The following is an 18,154-nucleotide window of genomic DNA, read 5'->3' as shown; positions in this document are numbered from 1 at the left end:
CAGGAGGACAGCCGCGCCCAACAAGGAGGATCTCGTGACCAGGACCGAAGCGGACGCCGAGCGAGCCGCGGCCGCCGGCCTTCCCGAGGACGATGTGGTGGGCATCCTGCTCACCCAGCACGCCCGCATCCGCGACCTGTTCGCCGAGGTGCGAACCGCCACGGGTGAGCACAAGGAGCGGGCCTTCGACGAGCTGCGGGCGCTGCTCGCCGCGCACGAGACCGCGGAGGAGATGATCGTGCGCCCGGTCAGCCGGCAGTCCGACCGGCAGCTGGCCGAGGCCTGCAACGAGGAGGAGCACAAGGCCACCAAGATGCTCAGCCGCCTGGAGAAGATGGACGTGCACAGCGACGACTTCGCCTTCGAGCTGGCGCGGTTCGAGCAGTCCGTCTCGGAACACGCCGAGCACGAGGAACGCGAGGAGTTCCCCCGGCTGCGCGCCGCCCGCCAGGAGGAGCAGCTCGAGACCATGGGCCGCCGGCTGCGTACCGCGGAGCGGTTCGCCCCGACGCACCCGCACGCCTCGACCGCGGGCTCCACGACCGCGCAGTGGACCGTCGGCCCGATCGCCTCGATCATCGACCGCGTCCGCGACGCGGTCCGCTGACCGCCATCAGGGCCCGCTGACCCGCGTCAGGGCGTGCGGCCACCCCCGTGGCGAGGTCGGCCGCGTCCTCGAGCGGGCCGCCGGAAGCCAGCGGCGGGGCCTTCCCGCCCGCGCGGTGGCGCAGGGCGATCGTACGGCCCCAGAAGGTTCCGGCTCGCAGCGCGGATCATCGGGCCAATGGGGGATCCCGCCGGTAGGAAAGTCCTGACCGGCACCGGGCGGCGCGTTCAGCGCCGCGTCGTGTCGCACCGACCGCGCGGACCAGAGCGACCTCCATCACAGGTCAACCGGGAGTTACCGTCGCGAACACGGCGAGACCCACGCGGTGACAGGAGCATCAGCGTCGGTGAGCTCTGCATGCCTTCACGCAACGGTGGGGCCGGCGGTCAGGCCGGGGCGTCGAGGTGCGGGCGGGCCGCTGTCAGGATGTCGTGAATGGTGCTGGGGGTGACGAACAGGGCCTCAGCCATCTCCCGTTCGTCGGCGCCGGCGGACTGGCGGGCGAGCACCTCCCGCTCCATCAGGGTGAGGCCGGGGGCGGGCGGGAGGGGACTCTGCGGCTGACCGAGCGCGGCGAGATCGTCGCTGACGCGTGCGTGCAGGGCGCCCGCGCCACAGCGCCAGGCGAGGTCCGCGGCCTGGCGCAGCAGCCGGATGGCCTGGGCCGGGTCCTCCCGCCGGCCGAGCGCGTGCAGGGCGCGGGCGTGTTCCAGTCGGGACGGCGATGGCGCGAGCAGGGCGTCCGCCTCGCGCAGCTCGGCGAGTCCAGCGGCGTCGCCGCCGGCGCCTCGCGGCGAGGCGTGTCCGACGGCGTCCCCCTGCTGCGCGCGCAGTTCGCCGAGAAGCCGTAGGGTGCGGCCGACGAAGCCCGGCTCGCCCCAGCCGCGGGCCAGCGCCAGCTCCTCCTCGACCAGGGTGATCGCCTCGCGGTGACGGCCGAGTCCGGCCAGGGCGAGGGCGCGCGTCGAGCGCCACGGCCACCACGCCGGGTTGTGGGCGCAGGCCATCAGCGAGCGGACCTCGTCCAGGCTGGCCAGCGCCTCCTCGTGGCGCCCCTCCGCGACGAGCAGGCGGGCCAGCATCTCGCCGAACAGTCGGTTGCCCTCGGCGGAGCGCGGGTCGCGGGCCACCCGATCGGCGTGCGCGCGGGCCGCGGTCAGCTCGCCCGCGTCGACCAGCACGCCGATGAGATACGCGTTGCTGTACCCGGAGCCGAAGCTGAGCCCCCACGTCCTCGACTGGTCGCTGGCGACCTGGAACGACTGGCGGGCGGCCCGCAGATCGCCGTGTCCCCACTCCGCGTAACCGCGCCAGAGGTTGGCCGCCAGTGCCCCGAAGACCGACCCGACCCGGTGGGCATGGGCCAGCCCGTCCTCCCACAGCCACTGGGTGTCCTCGCCGGCCAGGTGCAGCGTGACGCCGGCGACCGTCCACAGCAGCCCCAGGTCCACCCGGGTCAGCACGCCGTCGGCGGCCGCGAACCGGGCCCGGTCGATCGCGCCCGCGCGCCCGGTGCCGTCGAGCAGCGACTCCCAGGCGAGCGCGGCGGCGAGCATCCGGGCGCCAGGGCCGGCCCCGGTCACGGCCGGGGCTGGGCTGCGCCGCCAGAGGGCCGGGTCGAGGTCGTTCATGTAGCCGCCGATACGGGCGAGGCCCAGCAGGCCCTGGCGGTCATCGTCCAGATCGGCGGGGAGCTCCTCGGCGACCCGGTTGCCGAACCGGGTCGCCTCACTCGGCGACCCCGCGAACACCAGGGCCCTGGTGAGCATCTGCGCGACCTGCACCCGCTGGGACCCCACCTCCAGTGCCTCGTAGGCCTCGGTCAGGTGGGTGACGGCGGCGATCGCGTCGGTGAGGACCGCCGCCTGGGCGAGTTCGACGAGCAGCGGACCGCGGGTGGCGGGCTCCGGCTGCTCCCGCAGCGCCCGGGCCAGGTAGGCCGCCGCGGCGTCGGGGGCGCCGCGCGCACGGGCCCGCGTCGCCGCCTGGCGCAGGATGTCGACCGCCCAGGCATCGCCGCGGTGCGGGACCTGGAGCAGATGGGCGGCGATCTGCTCCGGCGCGGCGCCGGACCGGTGCAGCGCGCGGGCGGCACGGTCGTGATGAAGCTGGCGCTCGCCGGGCGGAATGTCCCGGTAGACCGCGTCGGCGACCAGCGGGTGCACGAAGCCCAGGGGATAGTCGTCGCGCAGCACCTCGGCCCGGGCCAGGGTGCCCACGGCCGCCGCCGTGGAGGCCTCGGACAGTCCGGCCAGCGTCGCGACGGTCGGCAGCACCGCGCCACCGCCCAGCACCGCGATCCAGCGGGCCACGGCGACGCTCTCCCCCGGCATCCGGGCCAGTCGCATGAGCACCAGGCTGGACACCGCCCGCGAGCCGATCGCGCTGACCGCGCCGGCGTGCGCCCCGTCCGGGGTGATCCCCTCGCTCTGCAGCGCCCGCAGCAGCTGCCGGACGTACAGCGGGTTGCCGGCGGTGGCCTGGTGGCAGGCGGCGACGAACGCGTCCTCGGCCCGCCCGCCGAGCCGGGCCCGGACCAGGTCGGCCACGCCGTCGCGGCCCAGCGGCGCCGGGCGGATCACGATCGTGCCCGGATCGCCGGTCAGCTCGGCGAGCAGCCCCTCGTCCTCGCTCGGTTCGCCGGTACGCAGGGTCGCGACGATCGCGAGCGGCTGGCCCTCGGCGCGGCGCGCCAGGTAGGACAGGAACCGCAGCGACGCGCTGTCGCACCACTGCAGGTCGTCGACGGCGAGCAGGACGGGACCGTCGGCGGCGAGGCGCACGGTGAGCCAGTACAGCCCGTGCAGGACGGCCACCGAGGTGTCGGGCCGCGCCGGAGCGTCCACCGTCGAGGCGGGCGCCGCGTCCTGGACGTCGAACACCGTCGCCGCCCGGGCCGCGGGACCGGCCAGGACGTCGCCACCCGCGCCCTGGCCGGCGACGGCCGCCTCGAACAGCTGGCGCACCGCGCCGAAGGCGAACTCCTTCTCCAGCCCGCTGCCGCGGGCGGTGAGGACCCGCACGCCCCGCCCGGCCGCGAGCTGGCGGGCCTCGGCCAGCAGGCGGGTCTTGCCGATGCCGGCCGGACCCTCGATGACGACCAGGCGTGCCTGCCCGTCGACGGCGTCGTCCACGCAGCCGGCGAGCTCCGCGACCTCACGCTCCCGGCCGACCAGATCCTCCGCCGCCCGGCGCCGCGCCGGCGGCGGGTCGGCGCGCCCGGCCATCGCGCCCGCACCGGGCTCCCGGGCCGTCGGCACCGCGACCGGCGCGCCGCCCGTGCCCGCGGAAGCCGGCGCGGACACGGGAACGGGACCGGCGGCGACCGGTATGGCCAGGGCCGGGGACTGGGTGAGGATCTCGGCTTCCAGGGCGCGTAGTGCCGGGCCGGGATCGATGCCGAGCTCGTCCGCGAGGACGCCCCGCGCCCGGCGCAGCGCCGCGAGCGCGTCGCCCTGGCGATGGGCGCGGTAGAGCGCCAGGACGAGCAGCCGCCATCGCTCCTCCCGCAGCGGCGCCTCGGCGACGAGGGCCTCGATGTCCGGCACCACCACGGCGCTCTCGCCGCGTGCCAGCCGGGCGGCGACCAGCTGCTCGCGCGCTACCTCCCGCAGCTCACCGAGGCGGGTGATCTCGCCGCGGGCCCACGACTCGTCCCGGTACTCGGTGAACGCCGGCCCCCGCCACAGACCCAGCGCCCCGCCCAGGACCGCCAGGCGCTCGTCCGGCCCGGCCAGGGCGTCGGCCTGGCGCAGAAGACCCTCGAACCGCCAGGCGTCGACCGTGTCGGGACCGACCGCCAGCGCGTATCCCGCCGGGCCCAGCCGGACGATGACCGAACCCCGCGAGCGCGCCGCCCGCTCCGGCTCCAGGCGCCGGCGCAGGTGGGAGATGTAGGACTGCAGGGCGCCGCTGGCACCCGGCGGCGGCTCGTCCCCCCACAGCAGGTCGACGAGGCGCTCGGCGGGCATGGCGTCACCGCGGGCCAGCACCAGCAGCGCGAGCACGGCCCGCTGCCGGCGGCCGCCGAGATCGAGCAGCTCGCCCTGGCGAGACGCGGTGACCCCGCCGAGCACGGTGATCCGCAACCCGTCCGCATCCCCCGGCACGCCCGCTCCCCCTCCGCACACCAGCGACCGCGCGGGAGCCCGCGCGAACGCGTCGGCGCCACGCGACGGCGTCACCGCCGGACCAGCGCGTCCGCCTGTCCCGGGCGGACGCCACGGCGGCGCCGTGTCAGCCAGCCGCTCACTTAAGACCAGAAGTCAGTAAATCGCAAGTCGTTCGCAGGTCATCGGTGCGCAGGTGCCCGCAAGCCACTCGCAGACCGCTCCCAAGGGGTGTCCCGCACTGTCGTCCTCGTCCCACCCGCACCGCTCAGGGAGATCACCGATGACCACCGAAACGCTTCGCACCGACACCGCCCAGGCCGCGACGCCGCGCCCGGGCGGCCTGCTGCTGGCCGGCGACCCCGGCTACGACGCGGTCCGCACCCCCTGGAACGTCACCGTCGACCAGCGCCCGGCGGCCGTCGCCCACCCGGCCGACGCCGCCGAGGTGGCCGCGCTCGTCCGGCAGGCCGCGGCGGGCCGGCTGCGGATCGCGGCCCAGGGCACCGGCCACGGCGCCGCCGCGCTGGGCCCGCTCGACGACGTCGTGCTGCTGCGGACGGCGCGGATGAACGGCGTCTCCATCGACGCGCGGGCGCGACGGGCCCGGGTCGGCGCCGGCGCCCGCTGGCTCGACGTGGTGGAACCGGCCGGCGCCGCGGGGCTGGCCGCGCTGCACGGCTCGTCCCCCGACGTCGGCATCGCCGGCTACTCGCTGGGCGGCGGGATGGGCTGGTACGCCCGCCGCCTGGGCCTGCAGGCAAACAGCGTCACCGCCGTCGAGCTGGTGACGGCCGACGGTGCGCTGGTCCGCGCGGACGCCGAGCACGAGCCGGACCTGTTCTGGGCGCTGCGTGGCGGCGGCGGCAGCTTCGGGGTGGTCACCGCGCTGGAGTTCGCGCTCTACCCGATCCCCACCGCGTACGCCGGCCTGCTCGCCTGGGACTGGCGGCACGCCGAGCGGGTGCTGACCCGCTGGGCCGACTGGGCGCCCACCGCACCGGACGCCGTCACCACCTCGCTGCGCCTGCTGCAGGTGCCGCCGATCCCGGAGATCCCCGAGCCGCTCCGCGGGCGGCAGCTCGTGGTCATCGACGGCGCGGTGCTGGCGGACAACCCCGACGCCGAGCGCATCCTGGCACCGCTGCGGGAGCTCGGGCCGGAGCTCGACACGTTCACCCGCCTGCCCGCGCCGGCCCTCGTCCGGCTGCACATGGATCCCGAGGGGCCGACCCCGGTGGTGTCCGGCTCCCGCATGCTCGCGGCACTGCCGCCGGCGGCGATCGGCGCGATCCTGGACACCGCCGGGCCGGACTCGGGCACCTCGCTGCCGGTCCCCGCCGAGCTGCGCCAGCTCGGCGGCGCGCTGGGCCGCCCGGCGCCGGGCGCGGGCGCCCTGTCGATGGTCGACGGCGCGTTCCTGCTGTTCACCTGCGGCATCGCCGCCAGCCCCGAGACGGCCGCCCACGGCCTCGCCGACACCCGCCGGGTGACCGACGCGCTGGCGCCGTTCGCCTCGGGCCGCGAGTACCTCAACTTCGTCGACCAGCCCGCCGATGCCGCGACCGGCTACGACCCGGCGACCTGGGCCCGCCTGCGGGCGATCCGCGCCTCCGTCGACCCGGACGGCCTGTTCGTCGCCAACCACCCCGTCCCGCCCGCCGCGTAACGGACTCGCGCCACGCTCGCGATCACAGCCCGAGACACTCACGACTCGACGAAAGGCCGCCCGCAGCCGTGACCACGACCCGCTCCCGACCGTCCGTGTTCATCCCGAGCGCCCGGGCCGCGTCCGTGAATGTGCCTTCCCGCCCCGGCACCGTCGCGCCCGCGATGACACCGGTTCGGTCCGCACCGCGCCGGCCGCCGGCCGAACGCGGGCCAGCCGAACGCGGGCCGGCCGGGCCCAATGTCGACCGCCTCGTCGTGACGGTGCTGATCGCGGACGTGCGCGGCTACAGCGGCATCGCCGAACGGACGGACCCGGTGGTGCTCGCCGGCCAGCTCGACGAGCACCGGCGGGAGATGGCCGCCGCGATCCGCGCCGAGGGTGGCACGATCATCCAGTACGCCGGCGACGCCCTGGTCGCCGCCTTCGGCCTCCCGTCGACCGGCCCCGATGGTCCGGCGCCCGCTGATCGAGAGGCGCAGGCCGATCGGGAGGTGCAGGCCGATCGGGAGGTGCAGGCCGATCGAGAGGCGCGGATCGATCACGAGATGCGCGCCGAGGAGGAGACCCGGGCCGATCACGAGGTGCGGGCCGATCACGAGGTGCAGGCCTGCCGCGCGGCGCGGGCCATGCACCAGCGCCAGCGGGCGCTCGACGTCACCTGGGCCGCGCGGGGCCTGGCACCGTTCGGGCTCGGCATCGGGGTGTCGACCGGCGAGGTCGCGGCGGGCGTCCTCGGCGGCGACGCCCGGCTCGGCTACACCCTCGTCGGCGACACGGTGAACCTCGCCGCCCGGCTGCAGGCCATGGCCCGCCAACCAGGCACAACCATCGTGTCCGACGCCACGCTCCGCGGCCTCCATCACCTCGGCGCCCACCTGCTCGCCCTCGCGCCGACCACCGTCAAGGGCCGCGCCGGAGTGGTCAGGTCCTTCTTGCTGACCGAGTCGTCGAGGGAGGAACCGAGGCGGGCGCGACGCGGACCGCTCGCTGCCTCCTCACCATCCCGTCTCAGGTCGTCACCGGCTGGTCGCCGGTCACGTCCTGCTTCAGCCGACGCACCTTCCGATATTCCCAGGCACCACCCGCGGCGCTGGCGACTCCGGCCACGGCAGGGATCGCTACCTGCAGGTAGTACGGATCGACGCCCACCGGCTGGACGGTCTCCGAATCCTGCGGATCGTAGACGATGTCGAGGTGATCACCAACGGCTCCATGCCCTGGCGAGGTCATCAGCTCCGCCACAACGACTCGGCCGGTGACGGTGGTGAACCGGGCCATGTACGTCGGATGGGCGTCAGCACTGCGAATTTCGACGATCTCCCCAGTTACGGTTACCCCGCGCATGGCAAGGCTGTGTTCGAAATAAAAACCTGCGGCGGCAATGAGCAAGAACATCGCGGCGCACACCAGCAATACTCCAACGCGGGCTCTCACCGTATACCCCCTCGCCCCATCAGACCATGGCACTCCCGCGGCCCACATCGCGCCTCGGATTGTGATCCTCGTTGGTGCTGTCGCGCGGCGGGTCGCGGCAGTGTTCTGACCGTTTCACGACGGCCGGTGCCGCATATTCCGTGGCAAAACGGACAGGAAGCCGTGAGTCCGCGACACGGGCCGCTGTCCCCCGCACGCACTTCCCACCTGTCGCCTGACAGACGACGATCTCCCGGCAGCGAGACACCGTCTGCCGAGGAGTCGCGCCACCGGGTGTCCGGATTCGCGGCGGCGGAGCCCGGGCCGGTGGCGGGTGGCGAGTAGCGTGGCGGAGCGTGAGTCTGGATCGGTGGCGGGATCGGTACGCCGAGCGTGCTCAGGGGATGATCGCGAGCGAGGTACGGGCGCTGTTCGCGGTGGCGTCCCGGCCGGAGATCGTGTCGCTGGCCGGGGGTATGCCGGCGGTGGACGCGCTGCCGATGGAGGCGGTCGCGGCGACCGTGGCCGAGGTGGTGACCCGCCGGGGCGCGCAGGCGTTGCAGTACGGGTCGGCGCAGGGTGATCCGGATCTGCGGGCGCGGATCTGCGACGTGATGGCGCTGGAGGGCATCACCGACGCCCATCCGGACAGCGTGGTCGTGACGGCCGGCTCCCAGCAGGCGCTGGACCTGCTGACCCGGGTGTTCGTCGACCCGGGCGACGTGGTGCTGACCGAGGGCCCGACGTACGTCACGGCCATCAACACGTTCGCGGCGTACCAGGCGCGGATCGTGCACGTGCCGATGGACGACGACGGGCTGGTCCCGGACGGCCTGGCGCAGATGCTGCGGCGGCTGGCGGCCGAGGGTGCCCGGGTGAAGCTGCTGTACACGGTGCCGACGTTCCAGAACCCGGGCGGCATCACGCTGACGGCCCAGCGCCGCGCCGAGGTGGTGGAGATCTGCCGGCGGGCCGGGGTGCTGGTCGTCGAGGACAATCCGTACGGGCTGTTGTCGTTCACCGGTGAGCCGGGGCGGGCGATACGCGCCGACGCCCCGGATGACGTGGTGTATCTGGGGTCGTTCTCGAAGACGTTGGCGCCGGGGATGCGGGTGGGGTGGGCGCTGGCGCCGCCGGCGGTGACGGCGCGGCTGGTGCTGGCGGCGGAGTCGGCAATCCTGTCGCAGTCGATGTTCACCCAGCTGTCGGTCGAGCATTACCTGGCGACGCAGCCGTGGGCGGAGCAGCTGAAGGGGCTGCGCGAGCTGTACCGAGAGCGCCGGGACGCGATGCTCGACGCGCTGGCCGCCTCGATGCCGGTGGGGGCCCGGTGGACGCGCCCGGACGGCGGGTTCTTCGTCTGGCTGACCCTGCCGGGCGGCGTGGACACGAAGGCGATGCTGCCGCGGGCGATCGCCGCCCGGGTCGCCTACGTTCCCGGCGTCGGCTTCTACGCGGACGGGTCGGGCCGCAGCAGCATGCGACTGTCCTACTGTTATCCCCCGGCCGAGCGCGTCCGCGACGGCGTCGAGCGGCTGGCCCAGGTCATCACGGCCGAGCTGCGCCTGCGTGACACGTTCCGGTCCTGATCCCGTGAGTTCGGTGGAGGACGAGACGTTGACCGATCTGGGCCGGGTGCTGATCCTCGCGGGCGGGCTGTCGCCCGAGCGGGAGGTGTCGCTGCGGTCGGGTGGCCGGCTGCGGGACGCGTTGACCGGCATCGGCGTCGAGGCGGAGCTCGCCGACGTCGACGCGGCCACGCTGCCGGCGCTCGCCGCCGACCCGCCGCAGGTGGTGTTCCCGGTGCTGCATGGCATCTCCGGCGAGGACGGCACGATCCGTGAGGTCCTCGACCTGTACGGCCTGCCGTACGTGGGCGCGGTGCCGCCGGCGTGCCGGGTGGCGTTCGACAAGGCGACGGCGAAGGCGGCCGTCGCCGCGGCGGGCATCGCGACACCGGAGGCGGTCACGCTGCCGCGGGAGGCGTTCCATGACCTCGGCGCCAGCACGCTGATCGAACGGATCGTGGCCCGCCTCGGCCTGCCGCTGGTCGTCAAGCCGCGGGCGGGCGGATCCGCGTTCGGGGTCAGCCGCGTCGGCGACGCCGGCGAGGTCGCGGAGGCGCTGATGGGCTGCTTCGGCTATCACGACTGGGCGATCGTCGAACGGGCCGTCGACGGCGTGGAGATCGCCGTCGGCGTGGTCGACACGGGGGAGGGTCCGGTCGCACTGCCGGCGGTCGAGATCGAACCCCGCGCCGGGGACTACGACTACGCCGCCCGCTACACCGCCGGCGCCACCAACTTCTACACCCCGGCCCGGCTCGACGAGGCGATCCTGCGCGCCGCCGCGCGGACGGCGATCACCGCGCATCAGGTGCTCGGCCTGCGGGACCTGTCCCGCACCGACATGATCGTCGGCGCGGACGGGATCCCGCGGTTCCTCGAGGTCAACGTCGCCCCCGGCCTGACCGAGACGAGCACCTGGCCGATGGGGCTGCAGGCCGCCGGTCTCGACCTCGCCGTCGTCTGCCGCGACCTCGCCGCCCGCGCCCAGCGCCGCGGTGACGCCGGCGTCTGAGGACCCTCAGGGGCCCGGAGGACCGTCAGGGTACGTAGCGCGGCAGGGCGCCGACGCCCGCGGCCGGCGATTCGGGCGTGCTGGCGGGGACGATCAGGATGTCGGCGTCGGTGCCGATCGCGGCACGCAGCAGGACGTCGACGAGGGCGCCCTGGCGCGCCCGCTCACCGAGGGCGGGCAGGTCGTCGGGGCGCAGCGCGAGGTCGGTGGGACGCGGGCCGAAGGAGATCGGCGCGTCCTCCTCCAGATCGTCGGACAGCAGGAGCGTGGCCACCCGCGCCTCGGCGAGCCCCGCCACCGTCTCGGCCGGCCCGTCGAGAACGATCGACGCCGCCGGCACGGCGCCCAGTTCGTCCGGGCGAGTTGCTCCCTCGGCCGACGCAGCAGAGCCGGTCGGGGCGGCGGCGCCGGCCAGGGCGGCGCGGCGGCGCCGGCGCTGGTCGAACTCGGCGAGGACGCCCGCCACGTCCCGGCGGGACTGGTCGCGCAGCAGATCGGCGACCTGGGCGGCGATGACCTCCGCCGAGCCGTCGTCGGCCCGGCCGCCGCCCGACACGACCCGGGTGCGCGCGTCGAGCGACGCCGGCAGCTGGCCGCGGACGAGGGCCACGGCCTTCGGGTCACCCGCCATGACGATCATCCAGGCGCCGAGGCCGGCCGCCGTCTTCTCCAGCAGCTCGGCGGCGGCACGGGCGCCGATCCGCCAGTCCTCCTCGACGCGGTGCTGGTAGCGGGCGGCGGACCAGCCGCCCCTGCCGGTCTTGTGCCACGGATGGGGCGTCGCCTCGATGCCGGTCACCACCGGCTCCTCGCCCGCCGCCGGATCGTCCCGGTAGGCGAGCACGTCGACGCCGAGACGGTCCACCAGCGCGAGGACGTGCGGGACGCGGCTCTGACCCCAGGCCACCAGGGGCAGCAGGTAGGGCAGCGCGCCGACCCGGACGATGTCGGTGTCGATCGGGTCGGGCAGGTGGCGCTCGTAGCGGACCGCCCCGCCGGCGGCGACCAGCATGCGGGTCCCGCCTTCCGGGTGACCGCCCCGGGCCCGGCGCAGCGCCTTCACCGTCGCGGCGTCGACGCCGAGATCGGCGTGGGCGAGTCGGGTGAGGGTGTCGTCCCAGCGTGCCTCCAGCTGCTGGTAGGCGTTCGGCTGGCCGCTGTGCGCGCCCAGGTAGACGGTGACCACCTGGCCGTCGTCGCTGTACGCCGTCCGGAGTTCCTTGAGATCCATCGCGCGGCTCCCGTCCTGATGATCCGAGCGTTGTGGGCCCGCCCGGCCTCGACCGGGCGTCCGACCGGGACCCTTTCCGCGCTGCTCCGCGAAAAACGCCACGGCGGCCCCGACAACGCCGCTGGTTCACGCCCCCGAGCGCTACAGACAGCGCCGACGGCAGGTCGACGGCGCGCCGACCGCCGCGACCCACGTTCCCGTCAGAAGGCAGCCGGATGGGCGGGCGCGTCGTTCCTGATCTCGTTGGCGAAGCTGGTGTTGGCGACCAGGCCCTCGTCCGGTGGCTTCGGGGCGTCCTCGGTCGCGACCGGGCCGGACCGCTCCCCGAAACGCAGCGGCGAGACCGCGTCCGTGGGATCGGCGCCCGCGAGGATCGCCGACGCGTCCGGCACGGTGGTCGGGAAGCTCTCCTCCCGATGGGTCACGTCAGACCCGGGTCGGCGGCGCGCGCGGGCCAGGCCCGCGGCAGCGACACCCGCGCCGAACGCCGTCGCGACGAGTGCGGCGATCCGCAGGCGACCGCCGCGACGGTCGTCACCGGTCCGGTCGAGCTCCTCCGCCAGGTGCGGCGAGGTCATGTGCACTCCCCACGTCGATCGAAACGGGCATCGAGGCGGACGCCGCCGCCGGTGGCCGGTCAGCGGGCCCGGGCGGTGGCGCGCCGGTTCGCCTTGTCGATGGCGTCGACCAGCTCGTCCTTGGTCATCGACGACCGGCCGCGGATGTCCAGCTCCCGCGCGACCTCCTGCAGGTGCCGCTTGCTCGCGCGCGCGTCGACGCCGCCGTGGCTGGTCCCGCCGGCGCCGCGGGGCGTGGCGGCCCGCTGGTCGGACGGGCCCTTGCTGCCGCCGGCCTTCGGCTCCCAGTGGTCGCCCACCTTCTCGAAGGAGTGCTTGAGCGCGCTGAACGCGGTCTGATGGGCGCGGCGCCCCTCGCCATACTCCTGCACCGCCGCGTCGTGCGTCTTGATCCAGGTGCGCTGGGCCTTCCTCGGCGAGCGCGCGATCGTGGACGGTAGTTCCTTCGCTCCAGGCATCACGTGTCTCCTCTCGGTGTGGTCGGGATCCTCGTTGTGGTCGGGATCCGTGGCTGCCCGGCGTCCTGCGGCAGGCCGGCATCGGCCCGCTCCTCCTCGGTGCGCCGGGCGAGCGCGTCGTCGTCCAGGTGCTCGGGCGCTCCCGCGTGATAGGGCCGCAGGCGCTCGCCCTCGGCCGCCCGCGTCGCGGCCTGCTCGGTGCGCTGGTCATGAGTGGTCATCGCGCTCTACCTCCCGACCGTGTGCTCGCCACCCCGCGGTTCGCCGAGGCGGCGGTCGTCAACGGACATCACGACTGCGCCGTCCCCCGGGTGCGCACAACAAAACGCCGACCTACCCGCCGCCGGCCCGTCTATGACCGCCGCGACCACGGCGCGCACGGCTCCTCGACGACCTTGCACACCGCACGCGCATCCCCGCATCCCCGCATCCCCGCGCTCACTGCCCAGCCCGGGCTCACGTTCGCCCGAGCCCTCGCTGCCGCCGCGGTGGTAACGCCGCCCCCGCCCACGACGGCTGACGCTGGCGCGAACGCCGTTTCTCACGCCGCGTTCAACGGCGGTACTCCGGCGCCATCGCCTCAGCCATCCGGAGGTGCGGTGCCGCGTCGGCGGGCCTGCCCTGCCGCTCAAGCACTCGCCCCAGCAGCAGCTGCACGTACGAATCGGATGGCGACGCCGCGGCCAGGTCCTCGAGAAGAGTGCGGGCCGCGCCGAGCTGGGCGGAGTGGAAGTAGGCACGAGCCGCCAGCAGCCGCAGATTCGGATCACTGACGTGGGCATCCAGCAACGGGCGCAGGAGTTCCAGCGTGCCAAGCGGATCACCGCGCTCAAGCAAGGCCTCGGAATGCCGGAACCGTTCGACCTCTTCCGGGAGCTTCCGCCCTTCACGCCCTTCCCGGGCGCGGAGGAACTCCGCGATCGTGGCCGCCGACTGGGCACCGACGAGCAGGTCCTCGCCCACGACGAAGGTCGGGGAGGTCGTGACGCCGATCGCCTTCCCGCGCAGGAGCTGTTCCCGGACAGCGGCGTCACCGGCGCCCTCGACGAGCAGCCCGCGCGCCCGCGGGACACCGAACCGTTCGGCGGCATCGGCAAGGTCCACAAGCACCTCAGTGGAACTGATGTCGACCGCACCGATGAAATGCGCCTTGAAGATCTCCTCGATCACAGCGCCCTGCGTATCGGCTCCGCCGTGCTCGAACGACAGCGCGACGAGCCGGTGCGCGGCGTGGCTGTTGGCACGCCAGGCCGCGCCCCACGGCGGCCCGAGCCCTTCTGCCGCCGCGATCTCCCGCACCCGCGACCGGTTCTCGGTGGGCGACAGACCCGGAGTGCACTGCGTCAACGCGGCGTCCACCACCGGATCCAGCAGCTCGCGGGCGAGCGGGGACGCCGGCGTCGGCGCCATCGGGTCAATCCGAAACGGACGCCACACCGCCTCAACCGGTGCACCATCCCACTCCGCCAGGGCAGTCTCGATCCGCCGCTTGCCGATGTACGACCAGGGGCAAACCACATCCGCCCAGATTTCCACCCGCATAGTCGCATTCTAAGAGCACAGATTTCGCTACGCACAGCGCCACGCAGCGACGGGTGTACGCGGCGACGACTCCCATCACCGGTTCGCGTCACTGACGGACCGACAGCAGATTCTGTACCTGATCGTGGTATCGCTGTCGATCGTCGCGACCGGGCTGCTTGTCGCGCCGACGAGCCCGCATCGGGCTCTGTTCCGCCGTCCGGAGAAGGTGATGCTGTGGGCCCACCGGGTGCAGGCGGACCAGGCGCGAGCCGTTTCGGCAGCTCGCCGGTGGGCGTCGGCACCTAAGGGCAGTCGGTATGTCGCATGTCCGCCACATGCCGGCCATCCTCTCCAGCTAACGGGTGACGGCCGACCCACCTTCCAGCAGCCGCCACCGTCACCGTCAGCGACGAGAGGCGTGACGATGCAGGGAAGACGCGTCCACCTGGCTCGACCATTCCGACGCGGGAGCGGGCCCGCGTCGGAGGATGCGGGCGGCGACGGCGGCCGGCGGCCATTAGCCAGGCCGTTCGTCGTGCTCGCCTCGGCAGCCGCGGTCCTGTCCGCCGCCGTGGCGCTGAGCTCGTGCGGCAGCGGCGCGGACGCCGGCACCCGGGCCGCGGCGCCGTCCGCCGTGCCGACGCCGTCGCGGCCGGCCGGACCCGCCGCCGACCTGTCCACCGAGCTCTCCGGCGGCGACGGGCCGTTCCTGGGCCTGCCGAACCAGGCGGACATGACGGGGCACCACTTCGTCGAGCACGAGTACGCCGCCGCCGGCACCGCGACGGACTACAAGGCACAGGGCGCGCTCACCCATGACGGCCGGTGGACGTTCACCCCGGACGGCACCGCCCCCTACCGCACCCGGGTGCTGGTCCGCCGCCCGGCGTCGGCCAGGGCCTTCAGCGGCACGGTCGTCGTCGAGTGGCTCAACGTCAGCGGCGGGCTGGACGTCGACCCCGACTGGGCGAGCACGCAGGAGGAGATCCTGCGCCGCGGCGACATCTGGGTCGGCGTGTCCGCCCAGCGGATCGGCGTGACCGGCGGCGATGTGGCGGTGGGCGGCGGTCCGGGCAGCGACGGGGCCGGGAAGGGTCTCACGGGCATCGACTCGGCGCGCTACGGCTCCCTGACGCATCCCGGCGACGGCTTCTCGTTCGACATGTTCACCCAGATCGCCCGCGCGGTCCGGGCCGGGGCGGGGCTCGGCGGGGCCCGGCCGGCGCGGCTCATCGCGGCCGGCGAGTCGCAGTCCGCCTTCGCGATGGTCACCTACTACAACGGCGTGCAGCCGCTGACCCACGCCTTCGACGGCTTCCTCATCCACAGCCGCGGCGCCAGCGGACTCCCGCTGGCCGCACCCGGCACGGCCGCGGGCATCGCCGACGCGCTCGCCGCCGCCGTGCCGACGGCCCTGCGCACCGACCAGTCCGCCCGGGTCCTCGACATCCAGACCGAGTCTGACCTGGTCGGCCTCCTGAACTCGAGCGTGTCACGCCAGCCGGACAGCGACCGCTTCCGGCTGTGGGAGGTCGCCGGCACCGCGCACGCCGACGCGCACCTGCTCGGCCCGGCCGCGGCGCAGACGGACTGCGGGGCGCCGATCAACGACGGCCCGATGCACATCGTCGCCAAGGCGGCGCTGCGGTCCCTGACGACGTGGATCAGCACCGGGCAGGCACCGCCGACCGCGCCCCGCATCGAGCTCACGGCGGGTGACAGCCCGCAGATCCGCCGGGACGCCGACGCCATCGCGCTGGGCGGCGTCCGCACCCCGCCGGTGAACGTTGCGGTGGACGTCCTGTCCGGAGTACCGGGCCCCCATCCGTCCACCTACTGCCTGCTGCTCGGCTCGACCAGGCCGCTGCCCGCGCAGCGGATCGCCGAGCTGCACCCGAACCGGGCGGCCTACGTGGCCCGCTACAACGCCGATCTCGCCCGGACCATCGCGGCGGGATTCGCGCTCGCCGACGATCGTGCCGCCCTCGCCGCCTACGCGAAGCCCGACCGGATTCCCGCGTAGCGCGGACCATCCGGCGTCTGCCGGCCCGGCCGTCCCGCGAGCGAAGGCGGGAACGGCCGGGCCGGCAGCGGAACGTGGGCCCGCCACGTGTGTCAGGACCCGCGATGCCGCGCCGCCGGGTTCTCGCGTCGCAACGGGATGGTGCGCTCAGCTCATCGACTTGCGGAAGTCCCAGCTGACGATCTTCTCGGGGACGAGCCGGAGCCAGGCGTGCCGGCCGTCGTTGACGAGGGCGCCGCCGGAGTACTTGGCGCCGAACAGCCGCTCGGGCTCGACGAGCTCGTCGTTGGGCTCGCCGGTGCGGGGTACCTCACCGACCTGCTCGACGCGGCCGGTGATCTCGACGCCGCGCAGTTCGTGGTAGTCGACGCCGGCGTCGACGAGGACGCTGACATTCGGCTCGCGCTCGAGGTTGACCCAGCGCTGGCTGCGCACCAGCGAGTTGAACCACAGGGCGGTGCCGTCCCAGGCGAACCACAGCGCGGAGACATGGGGCCGGCCGGCCTTGTCGAGACTGGCGAGGCGGCAGGTGCGCTCCTCGGTGAGGAACGCGTCGCGCTCCTCGGGCGTCATCGCGATCCGCCGGCCGCGGCGCTGCTCGGTGACCATGGGTGTCAGACCTCCGGTGCGGTGAGGGATTGTTCCGGTCGGCAGGGGGCGGGACGTTCAGCGTCCGGTCCACACCGGCGGGCGCTTCTCCAGGAACGCGCGGACGCCCTCGGCGAGGTCGGCGCTGTCCTTGACGCTGTCCAGCGCCTCGCCGGTGGCCGCCCAGCCGGCCTCGTCGCCCGCGGCGAGCAGGCCGTTCATCGCGGCGAGGCTGGCCTGGACGGACAGCGGGGCGTGGCGGGCGAGGCGCTCGGCGAGGTCGAGCGCGGCGGGCAGGGCCTGGCCGGGCTCGGCGACCACGTTGACGAACCCGGCGTCGCAGGCGCGCTGGGCGCTGATCGGCTCCCCGAGCAGGACGAGCTCGCGGGCGAGGTTCACCGGGAAGACCTGCAGGGCGCGGAACAGCGCGCCGGAGGTGGGCAGCAGGCCGCGGACGACCTCGGGCAGGCCGAGGCGGGCGTCGCGGGCGGCGACCACCAGGTCGCAGGCCATCGCGATCTCCAGGCCGCCACCGAGGGCGAGCGCCTCGATCGCGGCGATCAGCGGCTTGCGCCGGGTACGCCGGATGATGCCGTACTCGCCGCCGCGCTCGGTGCTGTAGTCGCCGCCGGCGGACAGGTCGCTGCCCGCCGAGAACGCGCGGCCGGTGCCGGTCAGCACCCCGACCCACAGCTCGGGGTCGTCGTCGAGGCGGTTGAAGGCGACGTCGAGCTCGTCGGCCATCGCCCGGTCGACCGCGTTGCGCTTCTTCTCGCGCAGCATCGAGATGACGAGGACCCGGCCGTGGGCCTCGGCGTGGACCAGCGCGTCGGTCATCAGGCGCCCCCGAGCACGGCGCGGGTGTTCGCGATCTCCTCGGGGCGCAGGTAGACGGCCATGCGGGTGACCAGCCCCGCGTCGTCGACGGTGAAGTGGTCGACGACGGTGTGGGTCCGCCCGGCCTCCTCACCAGGCAGCTGGGCGCTGATCTCGATGACGCAGACGTTGCCCTCGGCGACCGCGCTGCTCGCCCACACCTTCGCCGGCGCGATCACGCGCAGCCCGGCGGAGTAGAAGCCGTGAATGGCCTCGCGGCCGCGGAACTCCTCGCCGATGGGTGCGAGGAAAAGCCCGTCGGGCGCGAAGATACTTGCAATCTCGTCATAGCGACGCTCATTGATCAGATGTAAGTAACGGTCGACGGCGGCCCGCGCTGCTGACATTCTTTCCACCCATCTTCCATCGAGCATTTTCAATGTTATTTTACGTGAATTGCGGGAATGTTCCGTCGCGCGCGTTTAAGAGAAAGTCCGGCGAACCAGCCGGAGAGTGGAAGTTGTCCGACTACTGTCCGTCCAGGCGGGAGAAATA

The 18,154-nt window shown here is 74.2% G+C and carries 15 protein-coding genes and 2 pseudogenes; 7 read left to right on the top strand and 10 right to left on the bottom strand.

The window, feature by feature from the left end:
- The first annotated feature begins 34 nt into the window (after window positions 1–34).
- Window positions 35–607, top strand: a complete 573-nt coding sequence (locus AC6EXY_RS06380; RefSeq protein WP_101831027.1) for a hemerythrin domain-containing protein — start codon at window positions 35–37, stop codon at window positions 605–607.
- 386 nt (window positions 608–993) lie between these two features.
- Here the strand turns inward: AC6EXY_RS06380 and AC6EXY_RS06375 are convergent, their stop codons facing one another.
- Complete coding sequence (locus AC6EXY_RS06375; RefSeq protein ID WP_499816868.1) at window positions 994–4,716, bottom strand: ATP-binding protein; 3,723 nt, start codon at window positions 4,714–4,716, stop codon at window positions 994–996.
- 283 nt (window positions 4,717–4,999) lie between these two features.
- Here AC6EXY_RS06375 and AC6EXY_RS06370 point away from each other — a divergent pair, with 283 nt between their 5' ends.
- Window positions 5,000–6,385, top strand: a complete 1,386-nt coding sequence (locus tag AC6EXY_RS06370; protein ID WP_101830719.1) for an FAD-binding oxidoreductase — start codon at window positions 5,000–5,002, stop codon at window positions 6,383–6,385.
- Window positions 6,386–6,630: 245 nt separating this feature from the next.
- Window positions 6,631–7,296, top strand: a pseudogene (locus AC6EXY_RS06365) (adenylate/guanylate cyclase domain-containing protein); the annotation flags it as partial.
- Between the two features lie 100 nt (window positions 7,297–7,396).
- Here the strand turns inward: AC6EXY_RS06365 and AC6EXY_RS06360 are convergent.
- Window positions 7,397–7,795, bottom strand: coding sequence for a DUF3592 domain-containing protein (locus AC6EXY_RS06360; protein ID WP_243407278.1), 399 nt, complete (start codon window positions 7,793–7,795; stop codon window positions 7,397–7,399).
- A gap of 410 nt (window positions 7,796–8,205) precedes the next feature.
- Here AC6EXY_RS06360 and AC6EXY_RS06355 point away from each other — a divergent pair, with 410 nt between their 5' ends.
- Both AC6EXY_RS06355 and AC6EXY_RS06350 read left to right on the top strand, forming a co-directional pair.
- Entirely contained in the window at window positions 8,206–9,390 is a 1,185-nt protein-coding gene (locus AC6EXY_RS06355; RefSeq protein ID WP_101830717.1) for an aminotransferase-like domain-containing protein, read from the top strand.
- A gap of 28 nt (window positions 9,391–9,418) precedes the next feature.
- Complete coding sequence (locus tag AC6EXY_RS06350) at window positions 9,419–10,381, top strand: D-alanine--D-alanine ligase family protein (protein ID WP_101830720.1); 963 nt, start codon at window positions 9,419–9,421, stop codon at window positions 10,379–10,381.
- 25 nt (window positions 10,382–10,406) lie between these two features.
- Here AC6EXY_RS06350 and AC6EXY_RS06345 read toward each other — a convergent pair whose 3' ends face one another.
- The 5 genes from AC6EXY_RS06345 to AC6EXY_RS06325 all read right to left on the bottom strand — a co-directional run bounded on the left by AC6EXY_RS06345 (window position 10,407) and on the right by AC6EXY_RS06325 (window position 14,190).
- Window positions 10,407–11,612, bottom strand: coding sequence for a baeRF2 domain-containing protein (locus tag AC6EXY_RS06345; protein WP_101830716.1), 1,206 nt, complete (start codon window positions 11,610–11,612; stop codon window positions 10,407–10,409).
- A gap of 200 nt (window positions 11,613–11,812) precedes the next feature.
- The gene (locus AC6EXY_RS06340) at window positions 11,813–12,190 is read right to left on the bottom strand and encodes a hypothetical protein (protein ID WP_101830715.1); all 378 of its coding nucleotides are present in this window, start codon (window positions 12,188–12,190) and stop codon (window positions 11,813–11,815) included.
- Window positions 12,191–12,249: 59 nt separating this feature from the next.
- Complete coding sequence (locus tag AC6EXY_RS06335; protein ID WP_101830714.1) at window positions 12,250–12,648, bottom strand: ChaB family protein; 399 nt, start codon at window positions 12,646–12,648, stop codon at window positions 12,250–12,252.
- On the bottom strand, window positions 12,648–12,869 hold the full coding sequence (locus AC6EXY_RS06330) for a hypothetical protein (RefSeq protein WP_101830713.1): 222 nt from the start codon (window positions 12,867–12,869) through the stop codon (window positions 12,648–12,650). Before AC6EXY_RS06330 ends, AC6EXY_RS06335 begins: the two co-directional genes overlap by 1 nt.
- A gap of 331 nt (window positions 12,870–13,200) precedes the next feature.
- Window positions 13,201–14,190, bottom strand: coding sequence for a DsbA family protein (locus AC6EXY_RS06325; protein WP_101830712.1), 990 nt, complete (start codon window positions 14,188–14,190; stop codon window positions 13,201–13,203).
- A gap of 88 nt (window positions 14,191–14,278) precedes the next feature.
- On the opposite strand from AC6EXY_RS06325, the pseudogene AC6EXY_RS06320 reads away from it, so the two are divergent.
- Together AC6EXY_RS06320 and AC6EXY_RS06315 are read left to right on the top strand one after the other, a co-directional pair.
- Window positions 14,279–14,410, top strand: a pseudogene (locus tag AC6EXY_RS06320) (DUF6328 family protein); the annotation flags it as partial.
- Window positions 14,411–14,707: 297 nt separating this feature from the next.
- On the top strand, window positions 14,708–16,195 hold the full coding sequence (locus tag AC6EXY_RS06315) for an alpha/beta hydrolase domain-containing protein (RefSeq protein WP_101830711.1): 1,488 nt from the start codon (window positions 14,708–14,710) through the stop codon (window positions 16,193–16,195).
- 147 nt (window positions 16,196–16,342) lie between these two features.
- Here the strand turns inward: AC6EXY_RS06315 and AC6EXY_RS06310 are convergent, their stop codons facing one another.
- Genes AC6EXY_RS06310 through AC6EXY_RS06300 form a run of 3 tightly spaced genes read right to left on the bottom strand, consistent with a single transcriptional unit; the run spans window position 16,343 to window position 18,006 of the window.
- Window positions 16,343–16,804, bottom strand: coding sequence for a pyridoxamine 5'-phosphate oxidase family protein (locus AC6EXY_RS06310; RefSeq protein WP_101830710.1), 462 nt, complete (start codon window positions 16,802–16,804; stop codon window positions 16,343–16,345).
- A 57-nt stretch (window positions 16,805–16,861) separates the two neighbouring features.
- On the bottom strand, window positions 16,862–17,620 hold the full coding sequence (locus AC6EXY_RS06305) for an enoyl-CoA hydratase-related protein (protein WP_101830709.1): 759 nt from the start codon (window positions 17,618–17,620) through the stop codon (window positions 16,862–16,864).
- Window positions 17,620–18,006, bottom strand: coding sequence for a nuclear transport factor 2 family protein (locus AC6EXY_RS06300; protein ID WP_165818263.1), 387 nt, complete (start codon window positions 18,004–18,006; stop codon window positions 17,620–17,622). The genes AC6EXY_RS06305 and AC6EXY_RS06300 overlap by 1 nt, the downstream gene beginning before the upstream one ends.
- Window positions 18,007–18,154 lie beyond the last annotated feature (148 nt).

It is taken from the genome of Frankia sp. RB5 (assembly GCF_059816245.1).
The sequence above is the reverse complement of the archived record's forward strand: the minus strand, read 5'-3'. Positions and strand labels throughout refer to the sequence as shown.

Coding starts and splice junctions, on each gene's coding strand:
- AC6EXY_RS06370 (WP_101830719.1), top strand. CDS start 5,000: ATGACCACCGAAACGCTTCGCACCGACACCGCCCAGGCCGCGACGCCG.
- AC6EXY_RS06355 (WP_101830717.1), top strand. CDS start 8,206: ATGATCGCGAGCGAGGTACGGGCGCTGTTCGCGGTGGCGTCCCGGCCG.
- AC6EXY_RS06345 (WP_101830716.1), bottom strand. CDS start 11,612: ATGGATCTCAAGGAACTCCGGACGGCGTACAGCGACGACGGCCAGGTG.
- AC6EXY_RS06340 (WP_101830715.1), bottom strand. CDS start 12,190: ATGACCTCGCCGCACCTGGCGGAGGAGCTCGACCGGACCGGTGACGAC.
- AC6EXY_RS06335 (WP_101830714.1), bottom strand. CDS start 12,648: ATGCCTGGAGCGAAGGAACTACCGTCCACGATCGCGCGCTCGCCGAGG.
- AC6EXY_RS06330 (WP_101830713.1), bottom strand. CDS start 12,869: ATGACCACTCATGACCAGCGCACCGAGCAGGCCGCGACGCGGGCGGCC.
- AC6EXY_RS06325 (WP_101830712.1), bottom strand. CDS start 14,190: ATGCGGGTGGAAATCTGGGCGGATGTGGTTTGCCCCTGGTCGTACATC.
- AC6EXY_RS06310 (WP_101830710.1), bottom strand. CDS start 16,804: ATGGTCACCGAGCAGCGCCGCGGCCGGCGGATCGCGATGACGCCCGAG.
- AC6EXY_RS06305 (WP_101830709.1), bottom strand. CDS start 17,620: ATGACCGACGCGCTGGTCCACGCCGAGGCCCACGGCCGGGTCCTCGTC.
- AC6EXY_RS06300 (WP_165818263.1), bottom strand. CDS start 18,006: ATGTCAGCAGCGCGGGCCGCCGTCGACCGTTACTTACATCTGATCAAT.